This is a genomic window from Thiohalocapsa sp. (genome assembly GCF_019695415.1).
GTDB lineage: Bacteria > Pseudomonadota > Gammaproteobacteria > Chromatiales > Chromatiaceae > Thiohalocapsa.
In genome coordinates this window covers 1-13416 of record NZ_JAIFKJ010000220.1, presented here as the reverse complement: position 1 = coordinate 13416, position 13416 = coordinate 1, and the positions used below count along the sequence as shown (strand labels likewise).

The following is a 13416-nucleotide window of genomic DNA, read 5'->3' as shown; positions in this document are numbered from 1 at the left end:
CCCCCCTGTCTGGCACCGCCCCACGGGCCGCCGGACAGTCGGAGGCGCTGCGAACCGCTCTGCGGCCGCACTTACGCTGGGATTCAGCACCTGGCCGAGGCTGTGGTCCCGGGAGCGAATGGCCCGCGTCTCGGCATTAAATCGGCTGCCGTGGCAGATCTCGCAGGGGACCTTCACGTCCGGCAGAAAGCTCATCTCCATGCGCTGCACACCCTGGCCGTCGCAGGCATCGCAGCGCCCGCCCCGGGTGTTGAACGAGAAGCGCCCCGGCCCCCAGCCGAGCATGCGTGCCTCGGGCGTCGCCGCGAAGAGTCGGCGGATCGGGTCCCAGAAGCCGATGTAGGTGGCCGGGCAGGACCGTGGCGTCTTGCCGATGGGGCTCTGATCCACCTCCAGCACCCGGCTCAAAGCCGGCCAGCCGATGATCTCCCGGCAGCCATGCAACGCCTGGCTGCGCCCGCGCGGGCCTGAGCGCTCGCCCGCCAGCAATGCACGCACCGATCGGGCCAAAACCTCCCGCACCAGCGTGGACTTGCCCGAGCCGGACACACCAGTGACGCAGACAAGCCGCGCCAAGGGAAAGGACACCTCGAGATCGGCCAAGTTGTTGAGGCGAGCCTCGCGGACGGTCAGTCGCTTCGACGGCGCGGGCGGACAGGGGCGCGGCTCGCCGCTCGGCGGAGCAGGTTTGCGCGCGAGAAATCGCCCTGTGATGGAGTCGGGTGTGCGGCGCAGCTCGGCTGCGCTGCCGCGGGCCACCAAGGTGCCGCCCCGGGTGCCTGCGCCGGGACCCAAGTCGATGATCTCGTCGGCGGCGCGCATGGTGTCTTCGTCGTGCTCGACGACGATGACGCTGTTCCCGCGCTCGCGCAGCCCTGCAAGTGTGTCGATGAGGCGGGCGTTGTCGCGCTGATGCAGGCCGATGCTCGGCTAGTCCAGCACGTAGCAGACCCCGCGCAGGTTGGAGCCCAGCTGGGCCGCCAGGCGGATGCGCTGCGCCTCACCGCCGGACAGCGTGGGGGCCGCCCGGTCCAGGGTGAGATAGCCCAACCCCACTTGTGTCAGAAAACCGAGCCTAGCGAGCACCTCGGCCACCACGTCGGCGCCGATAGGGGCCTCGCGCTCCGCGAGCTGAAGCCGCCCGAGCCAGTCCGCCGCATCCGCTGTCGTGAGCGCTGAAAGCTCCGCAATGTTGCGCCCCCGAAAGCGCACCGCCAGTGCCTCTGCATTGAGTCGGGCGCCCTCACAAGCTCGGCAGGCGCGCGATGCCTCGGCCTCGACCCACTGGCCCTCTTCGCCTGTCTGCTCGGCGTCGAAGCCTGAAAGCTCGACCCCGGTGCCGTAGCAGCTCGGGCACCAGCCATGCTTGGAGTTGTAGCTGAATAGTCGCGGGTCCGGCTCCTCGAATCCCTTGCCGCAGCCGGGGCAGGTCCGGCTGGTGGAGTAGGTGGCCGCGGGGATGCGCGCGTCCGTCGGCAGCACACGCACCAGCCCCTTGCCCATGTCCAGGGCGTGATCCAGCAGCGTTGCAAGCTCCGCCTCCGAGGTGCTGCCCGGGTCCAACTCGCCCAGGGGCAGATCGATGTCGTGCTCGCGAAAGCGGTCCAGCTTCGGCCAAGGCTGCGTCGGTGTTGGCTCGCCGTCCACCAATAACAGCGTGTGTCCCTGGCGCGCGGCCCAGGCGGCGAGGTCCTTGTAGATGCCCTTGCGGGCGATCACCAGCGGGGCCAGCAATGTGACCTTGCGGCCCGCGTGCTCGGCGCGCAGGCGCTCCAGGATTGCCGAGCGGGGCTGCGCGGCGATGGGCAGTTGACAGTCGGGGCAGTGCTGCACACCGAGCTTGACGTAGAGGAGCCGCAGGAAATGGTGGATCTCGGTGAGGGTGCCGACGGTGCTCTTACGCCCCCCGCGGCTGGTGCGCTGCTCAATGGCAATGGTGGGCGGAATGCCGAAGATGGCGTCCACATCCGCCCGCGCCGCCGGCTGTACGAACTGCCGCGCATAGGCGTTGAGGGATTCCAGATACCGCCGCTGCCCCTCGGCGAACAGGATATCGAAGGCCAGCGTGCTCTTGCCGCTGCCGGAGACACCGGTGACGACGATGAAGTGCTGCCGCGGGAGTGATAGGCTCAGATCCTTCAGGTTGTGCTCGCGGGCGTGCTTGATGAGGATCGAGTTTCGAGCTTCGAGTGGCGAGGAGCCAAGGACGTCGGCCACCGCATAAGCTCCCTGCGCTTCTGCAATCTTTCCCTCGCTTCTCGCTCCTCGCTCCTCAACACTCGCCACGTCCCGCCTCAGCGCCTTGCCCGTGTGACTCGTCTCATGCCGGGAGACCTCAGTGGGCGTCCCGGTGCAGATCACCTCGCCTCCGCCGTCGCCGCCCTCGGGTCCCAGGTCGATAAGCCAGTCCGCGGCACGGATCAGGTCCAGGTTATGCTCGATGACCACCAGCGAATGCCCGGCATCGATGAGCCGGCGGAAGGCCCGGAGCAGGGTGGCAATATCGTCGAAGTGGAGTCCCGTTGTCGGCTCGTCCAGCAGAAACAAGAGCCCGGTGCCGCGGCGCTTTTTCAGGCTCTTGGCCAGGTGTCCGGCGAGCTTCAGGCGCTGTGCCTCGCCGCCGGACAGGGTGGGCACCGGCTGCCCCAGGCGCAGATAGTCGAGGCCGACGTCGGCGAGGGGCTTGAGCGCGCGAGTCACATCCGGGTGCTCGGCGAAGGCGGCCACCGCCTCGGCGACGGTGAGGTCCAGCACATCGGCGATGCTGGCGCCGTTGCGTCCGCGTCCGGACAGCGGCAGGCGCACCTCCAACAGCGAGGACTTGTAGCGCCGCCCGTTGCAGTCCGGACAGCGCAGGTATACGTCCGATAGAAACTGCATCTCCACGTGCTCGAAGCCGGATCCCGCGCAGGTAGGGCAACGGCCGGGCCCCGAGTTGAAGCTGAAATGACCGGGCTTGTAGCCGCGCTCTGCCGCCAGCGGTGTGGCGGCGAACAGCTTGCGGATGGGGTCCAGGGCGCCCACGAAGCTCGCCGGGTTGGAGCGGGACGTGCGCCCGATGGGTGACTGGTCCAGCATCAGCACGTCGGCCACCAGATCGTCGCCCAGCACCTCGGCGCAGCTGCCCAAGGCGCCCTCCGGGTGGCCCTTGGCCTTGGCCAGGTGATGAAACAGGATGTCTTGGATCAGCGTCGACTTGCCGGAGCCGGAGACGCCTGTCACCACCACCAGCCGCCCGAGGGGAATGTCGACATCGATGCCGCGCAGGTTGTGCTCCCGCGCGCCGCGGATGGCGATGACGGGTTCATCCTGCTGCGGTGGGCTCGCTAGCCGGGGCGGCTCCACCTGCCGGCGTCCGGCGAGGTAGTCGCCCGTGAGGGAGTCGCTGGATTTCAGCAGCGCCGCCGGCGTGCCCTGGAACACCAACTCGCCGCCGCGCTCGCCCGGACCAGGGCCGATGTCCAGAATCCGATCCGCCGCCGCCATCACCTGGGGGTCATGCTCGACCACCAGCAGCGTGTTGCCCTGGTCGCGGAGTCGTTGCAGGATCGCCACGACCCGGTCCATGTCCCGCGGGTGCAGCCCGATGCTCGGCTCGTCGAGCACGAACAGCGTATTCACCAGCGAGGTGCCGAGCGCCGTGGTGAGGTTGATGCGCTGCACCTCGCCGCCGGACAGGGTGCGGGACTGGCGGTCCAGGGTCAGGTAGCCGAGGCCCACCTCCGTGAGGTATTTGAGCCGCGAGCGGATGTTGGTCAGCAGCAGCTCCATCGCCTGGTCCATGGTCCCAGGGAGTGCCAGGTCGTCGAAGAAGGCCCGACAGCGGTCCATGGGCAGGCGCATCAGGTCGTGAACATTGAGTCCGGGCAGGCCGAGCCAGGCGATGTCCGGCATGGCGACCCGCCGGTGGCGGAAGCGCTCGCTCCGCGGCAGCGCGGCGTCCGCCAACGCGTGGTCGCCGACGCGGAAATCCAGCGCCGTGTCCTTGAGCCTGGCTCCATCGCAAGCGGGGCAGGTGTCATAGCTGCGGTAGCGCGACAGCAGCACCCGCACGTGCATTTTGTATGCGCGCCCCTCCAGCCATGCAAAGAATCGGCGGATGCCGTACCAAACCCGGTCCTCCCACTCGCCTTCGCCCTCCAGCACCCAGCGACGGTCAGCCTCGGTAAGATCACGCCAGGGCACGTCCGTGGGCACGCCGCGGCGGTGGGCGAAGGCCATCAGGTCTTCCTGCACCTCCGAGTAGCTGTCCGACTGAATGGGCTTGATGGCGCCTTCCAGCAGAGTCTTGGACTCATCCGGCACCACCAGCGACCAGTCGATGCCGATGACCCGCCCGAACCCGCGGCAGGTGTCGCAGGCCCCAAGCGGCGAATTGAACGAGAACAGCGCCGGCTGCGGATCGCGGTAGTGGATGTCGCAGTCCGGGCAGTGCAGGTCCGCCGAGAAGCGCCAGGGCTCGCCCGGGTTGCGCTCGGCGTCCAGCGGGTAGACCCGCAGCCGACCGCGGCCGTGCTCCATTGCCGCGGCGAGGGCTTCGACGGCGCGACTCTGGTTGTCGGCATCCAGCCGGAGTCGGTCCTGGATGACCTCCAGTCGATCATCGGCCTCGGCGAGGAAGCGGATGTAGCCCTGCTGGCCGAGCAGCTCCTTCAGCTGTGCCGGCGCCATGGACACCGGCACCGGCACGTCGAAGCAGATCAGCGCGCGCACCGGGGCCGGACGGTCTGCCTCGTCGGCGCGGTCCTGCCCCGTGCGGTGCCGAAGCGCGCCCCAGATGCTCTCCGGTGTGTCACAACGCACCTCCCGCCCGCAGCCGCGGCAGAAGAGCCGGGCGGCCCGCGCGAAGAGCAGCTTCAGGTGGTCGTTCAGCTCCGTCATGGTCCCGACCGTGCTGCGGGACGTGCGCACCGGGTTGGTCTGGTCGATGGCGATGGCGGGCGGGATGCCGTCGATGCGATCCGCATGCGGTCGGTCCATGCGGTCCAGGAACTGCCGGGCGTACGGGGAGAAGGTCTCGACGTAGCGCCGCTGGCCTTCCGCATACACGGTGTCGAAGGCCAGTGATGACTTGCCGGAGCCGGACACACCCGTCACGACGATGAGCTCACCGAGCGGCAGGTCCAGGTCCAGGTTCTTCAGATTGTTCTGCCGCACCCCGCGCAGGCGGATGCGGTCGGCGGAGTCGGGCATGGCGGGGTGTTCGGGACGAGCGTGCACAACGGGCGAGCAGCCTAGCCGCCCATCATCGCAGGCGCATGTCGCGCCGGCGGAAGCTTGACGCGTCGGCAAATGGGTCGCGCCGTCGAGTAATCTAATTCACGATCGCGCATTCTTGCGGTAGGACCTCGCCGAGTGCGCCGAGCCAGGTGCAAAGCAGCGCGATGCCCATGTCGCGCCCACCGGCAGCGCTGGTGAGTACCACCAGACCGGACTGGCGCTCCGGCACCGCGGCAAACAATCCATGCCAGTTGGGCGGGTTGTCACCTGGGTGGTAGACCAGCGTATGGCCACTGTCCGGCAGTGTCTTGAGTGCCATGCCAAGCCCGTACTGCGAGCCTGCAAATATCAAGTCATTTTCCGTGTTGTCCTGAGGGCTGCGGGACAGGTGCGCCAGCGCCGGTCCCAGGGCGCGCCGGCCAATGGGCTCTCCGCAGGGACCCGGCATCAGCGCCGCGACGAAGCGCGCATAGTCGGCCGCGGTCGTCTGCAGTCCGGCGGCGCCGAGCGCTGAGAAGCTTCGTGCCGGCGCCGGCTCACCATTGTCGTCGTAGGTGACTGCCAGGGGCGGTGCATCGTCGGGGCGGTCCGGCATACTGGAGCGGAACATGTCCAGCCGCTGCAGCACCCAGCGCTCGGCGAGGTTCGAGAACTGCTCATTGGCCGTTTGCCGCACCATGAGCTCCGCGAGGGCATAGCCGCCGGCCGAGTAATCGAAGTCGACCCCTGGCCGAGAGACAAGCGCCACCGGCTGATCGTTTGCATCCAAGGCGCCGAGCAGGGACTGATTCAGGGTCTGCAGTGTTTGCGACGGCCCAAAGCCGCCGTAACGAGGAATGGACAGGCCTGCCGTGTGGCTCAGCACTCGGCGCGGGGTGACGAGCGCTGCATCGTAGGGGGATTCGGGCAGATCGCGACCCTTGAGATACTCGCTGACCGGGCTGTCAAGGCTCATTTTTCCCTGCTCTACTAGGTTCAGCAGGGTCCAGGCAGTAACGGGCAAGGTCATGGAGCCCGCCTGAAACACCGTGTCCGGCGAGAAGGGGATGCGCTTTTCAGGTACCGCCCAGCCATACCCGGCGGTCCAGCGCACATGGCCATCGGCGACCAACGCCACTGCGGCCCCCGGTAGATCGTAGCGGCGGATCAGGCCGGGCATTGCCGCCTGGACGGTCGCGAGGGTGATTCGTGCCGTCTCGCGCTCCGCTGCGCCGAAGTCGCAATTGCGCTCCGCGGAGGCGAGGTCGGGGGCGCCGGCGCCGGCCAGGCCGAGGCACAGGGCCGCTGCGGGGAGGAGTGCGCGCTGCTGCATCCGGAAACTGGCTCTGATTCCCAGGTGTTGTGGTTGTGATGGCGCTGGAGAGGACGACCGACTCTGCTTGGACAACGGGTCGGTCTGCCTAGCCCCCAACGCGAACAAGCCGCGCAGTCTAACCCGAGCACTGCCGGCACAGTAGCGTCCGACGCAGGACAAGCAGGCCGTGAGGATATGCCGTTGGCAGCGCAGCGCTGCGGCCCGTCAGCCCCCGATCGGGGCTGCCCGCAGCCGCAGCACCAGGGTGAGCGCGGCCAGCGCAGCGGCTGGCAGCAGCAGCCAGGGCAGCCAGTGCGCGGTGCCCGGGTCCAAGGCCAGAATCAGCCCGACGATGGCAAAGACGATGGCACGGTCGCCCTGGTTCATGGGGCCATCCTCGCGACGCAGCTCGCCCCGGGTGAGCGGTGCGAGGCCCGCGACTTCCGCCAGCAGGCCCAGCACCACCAGCACCACAACGGGCACCGCGGGGACGCCGGGATACAGTGCCAGCGGCAGGTACAGGAGCACGTCACCCGCAGCACCGGTCACTTCCCTCAGCGCCGGATCCGCTGCACGGCCCGACGCCTGTTCGGAAAGCTGGTCCGCTGTCGTCAGGGCGATGGCACGAGTAGCAAGTAACCCCGGCAGCAGAAACAGCACTCCATGCAGCCCGGGCAGGATAACGGGCAGCGTCAGCAGCAACAGGCCCACCAGGGCGGCGCCTGCCAGTACCGCCAAGCGCAATCCGTCCGTACTGATGCCAGCCGCTGCTGCGCGCGATGTGAGTGGCTTGACTGCGAGTTGGAAGCGCTGCCGAACGGATTGTCTGAAGTCCATAGGCCGGCTCCTGCGGTAGGTCCCTGGCCGGTGGCAGCTGCCGGCGCACCCGGCTTACGCTGGCATCCGGCGCACGTGCCCGCATTGTCGCCGCCTTGAGCCGATACCGCCACCCGAACCCCGGACAGCCCGCCATGAGTGCCAGCGCCTCCAGCGCGATCCCGCTACCCCACCACCTTGCGGAACGACTGCGTCCGGTAGCCGATAAACCGCCGACGCCGGGCGGCGAGCTTGTTCTCTATTGGATGCACCACGCCGTGCGCGGACACGACAACCCGGCGCTCGACACCGCCCGCTATGCGGCGGCCGAGCTGGGCCTACCGCTGTTGGTCTATCAGGGACTGGGCGGGCACCATCGGTTCAATGCCGACCGCCATCATGCGTTTATACTGGAAGGCGCTCGGGACGCCCATGCCGAGCTTGCAGCCCAGGATATTCGGGCGGTCTTCCACCTGCCCACCGATCCCGCCGCTGGCCCGTCGCCGTTGCACGCCCTTGGCGCTCGGGCCGCACTCATCTTGACCGAAGACTTCCCCGCACCGCCGTTTCCTGCGTGGACGGCGCACCTCGCGGCGCGCGTCGAAGCACCCGTATGGCGGGTGGATTGTGCCTGTGTGGTGCCCATGCGCCTGCAACCGCGGCGCTTCAAGCGCGCCTTCGAGCTGCGCCGGGCGAATGAGAAATCGTACGCCGAGCGGGTACCGCGGGACTGGCCCGTCTGCGATATCCAGGCGCAAGCCTATACGGGCCCGTTGCCCTTCACGCCGTTGGACTTGCCGAGCGCGGATATTCCGGCACTCTGCGCCGCCTGCGCCATCGACCACAGTTTGCCGCCTGTGGCGCACACCCGCGGGGGTGCCCGCGCCGGATACGCCCGTTGGCAGGCGTTCAAGACCAACGGCCTGCAAAGCTACCACCGCCGCCGTAACGATGCGGCGGAAGCATGGCCCCGGGGCGTGAGCCGTCTCTCGCCTTATCTGCATCACGGCCATGTGTCGGTATTCCGCATTGCCCGCGAGGCGGCGGCCGCAGGCGGCGAGGGCGCCGAGAAGTTCCTCGACGAGCTGCTGGTCTGGCGCGAGCTGGCGCACAACTTCTGCTTCTATGCCGACGACCCCGAGGCTTGGGACAGCCTCCCGGACTGGGCGCGGAGGACGCTTGCGGACCACGCCGGTGACCGCCGCGAGCAGGTGCTCGATCACGAGCGCCTGGCGCGGGGTGCGAGCGGCGACCGGCTCTGGGACCTGGCCCAGCGCTCTCTTCTGGTGCATGGCGAGCTGCACAACAACCTGCGCATGACCTGGGCCAAGGCCATCCCGCACTGGACCGAGTCCCCGGAGCGGGCGCTGGCCGAGCTCATCGATTTGAATCACCGCCACGCGCTGGACGGCTCGGACCCCAACTCCTACGGCGGCCTGCTTTGGACGCTGGGCCTATTTGACAGGCCCTTCACCCCAGAACGCGCGGTGATCGGCACGCTGCGCCCGCGCAGCACGCAGGATCATGCCCGCCGGCTGGATCTGCGGGCCTATGCTCGGCGCGTGCAAAAGCCGGCCGGCGGGGAGCGGCTGCGCATCGCCGTGATCGGCGCAGGCCTGGCCGGGCTCGCGGCGGCGCGCACCCTGGCGGACCAGAACCATGAGGTCGTCGTGGTCGAAAAGTCCCGCGGCCGCGGCGGGCGCGCTGCCACGCGCCGCATGCAGCAGACTGTAGGCGGTGCGGCGGCCGTGGATCACGGTGCGCAGTATTTCACTGCCCGCGATCCGCGCTTTGCCCGCCGTGTCGAGAGCTGGGCGCGGCGCGGCGCGGTGGCACCCTGGACCGCCCGCATCGGTGCTTGGTCCGGAGGCGCCATCATGCCCGCCGGCGACGAGCACACGCGCTGGGTGGGCGCGCCGGGTATGAGCGCCGTCGGGCGCATGCTGGCAGAGGGTCTCGATGTGCGCCTGTCCACACGCGTCGCACCGCCGGTGCATGACGGCGCCGGCTGGATGCTGACCGCCGAGGCCGACGGTGACGCTCCGGGGCCGGCGCTCGGGCGCTTCGACCGGGTGCTGGTGAGCGCCCCCGCCCCGCAGGCAGCGGCATTGCTGCCGGCATCGCCGGCGCTTGCGGCATGCGCCGCCGCTGTCGCCATGGCGCCCTGCTGGACCGTGCTGCTCGGCTTTGCCGCGCCTTTGGATTTGCCTTGGGACGGGCTCTTCGTCAACGGCAGTGCGCTCGGATGGGCTGCCCGCGACAGCAGCAAGCCCGGCCGCCATGGTGAGGTGTGGGTGCTGCACGGTGCTCCAGACTTCAGTCGCGACCACCTGGATGCGAGTCCGGATGCGGTGGTCGTGGCCCTCCACGATGCCCTCGCGGCGGTGGTGGGGCGATCGCTGCCCGGCATCCTGTGGCAAGAGGCACACCGCTGGCTCTACGCGCGTGCTGAGGAGCCGCTCGGCGTCGGCTGCCTATGGGACGCCGCCCGCGGGATCGGCGCCTGCGGCGATTGGTGCGCAGACGGGCGCATCGAAGGCGCCTGGCTCAGCGGCGAGGCACTGGCCGGGCGGGTGCTGGGTAGCGCAGCCGTGGCGGGCTGAAACGTCTTGCGACTCAGCTTTCTGAGTCTCGGGGGGTATAGGCGCCACCGCCTTCCGCCTCCCTGCGGACCTGTCGCGCCGGCGCAGGAATCAGACCCCTTGACGTCTGCTGAAAATGCGCCAAAATTTCAATTGGCACTCCCAAGCGGAGAGTGCTAAAGATTTGTGACGGCGGCGGTGCTGCCGTCCTCGGGTATCGACGCCGGCGGCGCTCTCTGCGGTGCCGGTATCGTTGCCGAGGCACACACCCGGAGGTCTCAGTCGGCGGTTCCCGTCGCCCCACATCGTGCAACCCAAGCTGCGCGTATCAGGCGCAGAGGAGCGTGAGCGATGTTCGGTACCTTCACAGGCCTGCAAGGCAATCTCTTCGACCAACTGGACCGGCTCCAGCGCGAGCTCGACGACACCTTCGGCCTCTGGCCGCAGGCTGCGGAGCTGCGATCGCCTGGCTGGGGCAGCTGGCCTCCCATCAACATCGGTGCGACGCCGGAACGGGTGGATGTCTACCTGTTCGCCCCTGGGCTCGACGCCGCTGAGCTGGACATCTCCATCCAGCAGAACCTGCTCACCATCGCTGGACAGCGTCGCATCGAGCGCGCCGGAGAGCAGCGGTGGTATCGCAGTGAGCGCCACACCGGCGAATTCCGCCGCACCGTGACCCTGCCCGAAGACGTGGACCCGGAGCGCGTGGACGCCACCTACCGCGACGGCGTGCTGCACGTGTCCGTCCACCGGCGTGAGTCGGCGCAGCCGCGGCGCATCACCGTGAGCTGACGCGAAGCCGGCCAGTCTGAGGCACAGCCAATCACCCGATTGCGGAGGACACCCATGAACGCAGAGACCAGCACCACCATGACCGACACTCCTGGCACCACGGCGCGGGCCGTTCAGGACGCCATGCGACCACCGGTGGATATCTTCGAAGACGCCGAGGGCATCACGCTCGAGGCCGACATGCCCGGCGTGTCCAAGGACCGCCTGCATGTGCAGGTGGACGCCAACACCCTGCTGATCGAGGGCGAGGTCCAGATCGACCTCCCCGACACCGCGGAGGCGGTATACGCTGATGTGCGCAGCACTCGGTGGCGCCGCAGCTTCACGCTCAGCAACGAGCTGGAGGCGGACAAGATCGACGCCAGCCTGCGCGACGGCGTGCTGCGGCTGCGCATTCCCAAGCATCCGCAGCAGCGTCCGCGACGCATCGAGGTCAGGGCGACAGGATAGGGCTGAGGGCTGGGCCGGATTTGGCCCTCGGCCGCTGCCCGTGCCCCCAGCCCGTGAGCCGCAGCCATGGGCGGATGGGTAGACTCCACCCGCCCAGGCGTTGTTCATGATCGAGAGGAGGTAACCACCATGACAGCACTGCAACAACTTCGCGAAGGCTTCAACCAGGCGTGGGGTCGTGTCGTGGAGGGCTGGGAGCAGCTCTCCCGGCAGGCTTCCGGCGCCATGACCAAATTCACCGGCGGGCGTGAGAAGAGCGGGCGTGAGGCCCGGGAGCTTGCCGAGCGCAGCACCGGCTGGGGCCTGCTCGCCGCCGAGGTCTTCGACGACGACGACCGAGTCGTGGTGCGTGTGGAGGCGCCGGGCATGAGCAAGGACGACATCCAGCTCGAGGTCCAGGACGACTTTCTCATCGTAAGCGGCGAGAAGCACGTCGCTCGGGAGCGCACCGAGGGCCGCTGGCACGTGAACGAATGCGCCTACGGCGCCTTCCAGCGCGTCGTGCCGCTGCCCGACACTGTAGACACCGGCAAGGCCGACGCCAGCTACAAGAACGGCGTGCTCCGCGTCGAGCTGCCCAAGGCCGAAAACCGACGACGCCGCGTGCAGGTCGCCGTGCACTGAGTCCGGTCAGCCGGCGTCCTCGAGCGCCGGCATCTTGACGGCCGCGTCCATACCGGGCACGACGCCCCGCGCCACCGAACTTTTACCCCTGCTGAAACCCTTCGTGTCCTCCATCAGCTGCGGCGGGTAGTTGCTGTACCCGATATCAAGCGTCGGCAATGTCCAGGCGTCACTTGACGCGATCGAGTCGGACTGCGAACCGGTCGATCCGGACGCGGTATTGAGACTTGCCAAAACTGCAGGGTAGCCAATCGATCACAGTAACAACTGCCGAATGTCCCCAAGCAGGCCCGCGAGCAGCGTCGTGAAGCGCACGCCGTCGGCGCCGTCGACAACGCGGTGGTCGTAGGACAGGGAAAGGGGCAGCATCAGGCGCGGCGTGAAGCGCTCGCCGTTCCAGACGGGCTTCATTTCGGAGCGCGCCACGCCGAGGATGGCCACTTCCGGGGCGTTGACGATGGGCGTGAACGCCGTGCCGCCGATGCCGCCGAGGCTCGAGATGCTGAACACGCCGCCCTGCATGTCGCCTGGCAGGAGCTTGCCGTCGCGGGCCTTGCCGCTCAGCTCCATCAGCTCTCGGGCCAAGTCGAAAATCCCCTTCTTGTCCACGTCCCGCAGCACCGGCACCACCAGCCCGTTGGGCGTGTCCACGGCGACGCCGATGTGAGTGTAGTGCTTCATGATCAGGCTCTCGCCGTCCGGGGCGAGGGATGCCTTCAGCGTCGGCATCTGCGCCAGCGCCCCGGCGACTGCCTTGAGCAGGAAGGGCATGAAGGTGAGCTTCACGCCCGCCTCCTCAGCCGCCGCCTTCTGCGCCTTGCGGAAGGCCTCCAGCTCGGTGATGTCGGCCTCGTCGAACTGGGTGACATGCGGCACCGTGAGCCACGCCCGGTGCAGATGGGTGCCGCTCAGCTTCTTGATGCGCGACAGGGGCTGGGTCTCGACCTGGCCGAACTTACTGAAGTCCACCTCCGCCGCCGCCGGCAGCTGGAAGGGCAGCCCGCCTGCGGGTGCCGCCGGGGCGCCGGCGGAGAGGGCCTGCTTAACGAAGGCCTGGACGTCGTCCTTCAGGATGCGGTTCTTGCGTCCGCTGCCTTTCACGCGGGTCAGATCCACGCCGAGCTCGCGGGCGAAGCGGCGCACCGCCGGGCTCGCATGCGGCGTGCGGCCGCTGGCGATGGCTTGCATGTCCGCCGGGCGCGGCAAGACCGGGGCCTTGCGGCGCTCGGACTCGCCGGGGAGTGGGCCAGCCGGCACGGGGGTGTCGGGTTTGGGTATGGCCGCAGGCGCCTGGACGGACTCGGTCTCCTCGGCGGAGCTGTTCGGCTCGCCGTCGCCCGGCACAGGCTCTGCGGTACCCTGCAGCGTCATCAGCAGGTCGCCCTGGTTGACCTGGTCGCCGACCTTGACGCTCACAGATTCCACCTCACCCGCAGCGGGCGAGGGGATTTCCATGGTGGCCTTGTCGGACTCCAGCGTCAGGATGGACTGATCCACGGCCACCTGGTCGCCGGGGGCCACCAGCACCTCGATGACGGGGATGTCGGTGAAGTCGCCGATGTCCGGCAGTTGGATAGGGATGGAGGACGCGGTCTCTGGGCCCGCTGCCGAGGGCTCCGGCGCCGCTGCTGGGGC

7 protein-coding genes and 1 pseudogene are annotated in these 13416 nt (G+C 68.7%); 4 read left to right on the top strand and 4 right to left on the bottom strand.

What is annotated here, in order from left to right; genetic code table 11:
• The 3 genes and pseudogenes from uvrA to I6U14_RS06295 all read right to left on the bottom strand — a co-directional run.
• Positions 1 to 5193: pseudogene (uvrA, locus tag I6U14_RS06305) on the bottom strand (excinuclease ABC subunit UvrA); the annotation flags it as partial.
• 121 nt (positions 5194 to 5314) lie between these two features.
• Positions 5315 to 6532, bottom strand: coding sequence for a serine hydrolase (locus I6U14_RS06300; RefSeq protein WP_296897784.1), 1218 nt, complete (start codon positions 6530 to 6532; stop codon positions 5315 to 5317).
• Positions 6533 to 6739: 207 nt separating this feature from the next.
• A complete protein-coding gene (locus tag I6U14_RS06295) occupies positions 6740 to 7351 on the bottom strand; it encodes a hypothetical protein (RefSeq protein ID WP_296897783.1) in 612 nt (203 codons plus the stop codon).
• Positions 7352 to 7485: 134 nt separating this feature from the next.
• On the opposite strand from I6U14_RS06295, the gene I6U14_RS06290 reads away from it, so the two are divergent.
• The 4 genes from I6U14_RS06290 to I6U14_RS06275 all read left to right on the top strand — a co-directional run bounded on the left by I6U14_RS06290 (position 7486) and on the right by I6U14_RS06275 (position 11781).
• Positions 7486 to 9933: an NAD(P)-binding protein gene (locus I6U14_RS06290; RefSeq protein ID WP_296897782.1), complete on the top strand. Its 2448-nt coding sequence runs from the start codon at positions 7486 to 7488 to the stop codon at positions 9931 to 9933.
• 330 nt (positions 9934 to 10263) lie between these two features.
• Positions 10264 to 10707, top strand: coding sequence for an Hsp20/alpha crystallin family protein (locus I6U14_RS06285; protein ID WP_296897781.1), 444 nt, complete (start codon positions 10264 to 10266; stop codon positions 10705 to 10707).
• A 54-nt stretch (positions 10708 to 10761) separates the two neighbouring features.
• Positions 10762 to 11157 carry an Hsp20/alpha crystallin family protein gene (locus tag I6U14_RS06280; RefSeq protein WP_296897779.1) on the top strand — a complete coding sequence of 132 codons (396 nt, stop codon included), beginning with the start codon at positions 10762 to 10764 and terminating at the stop codon, positions 11155 to 11157.
• 129 nt (positions 11158 to 11286) lie between these two features.
• Positions 11287 to 11781 (top strand): Hsp20/alpha crystallin family protein, encoded by a 495-nt coding sequence (locus I6U14_RS06275; protein WP_296897778.1) that lies wholly within the window; start codon positions 11287 to 11289, stop codon positions 11779 to 11781.
• Between the two features lie 255 nt (positions 11782 to 12036).
• Here the strand turns inward: I6U14_RS06275 and aceF are convergent.
• The coding region (gene aceF / locus I6U14_RS06270) for a dihydrolipoyllysine-residue acetyltransferase (protein ID WP_296897777.1) at positions 12037 to 13416 on the bottom strand (1380 nt) is incomplete at its 5' end.

Excerpts from the sequence above, each read along its gene's own strand:
- I6U14_RS06290 (WP_296897782.1), top strand. The coding sequence starts at position 7,486 with ATGAGTGCCAGCGCCTCCAGCGCGATCCCGCTACCCCACCACCTTGCG.
- I6U14_RS06275 (WP_296897778.1), top strand. The coding sequence starts at position 11,287 with ATGACAGCACTGCAACAACTTCGCGAAGGCTTCAACCAGGCGTGGGGT.
- I6U14_RS06285 (WP_296897781.1), top strand. The coding sequence starts at position 10,264 with ATGTTCGGTACCTTCACAGGCCTGCAAGGCAATCTCTTCGACCAACTG.
- I6U14_RS06300 (WP_296897784.1), bottom strand. The coding sequence starts at position 6,532 with ATGCAGCAGCGCGCACTCCTCCCCGCAGCGGCCCTGTGCCTCGGCCTG.
- I6U14_RS06295 (WP_296897783.1), bottom strand. The coding sequence starts at position 7,351 with ATGGACTTCAGACAATCCGTTCGGCAGCGCTTCCAACTCGCAGTCAAG.
- I6U14_RS06280 (WP_296897779.1), top strand. The coding sequence starts at position 10,762 with ATGAACGCAGAGACCAGCACCACCATGACCGACACTCCTGGCACCACG.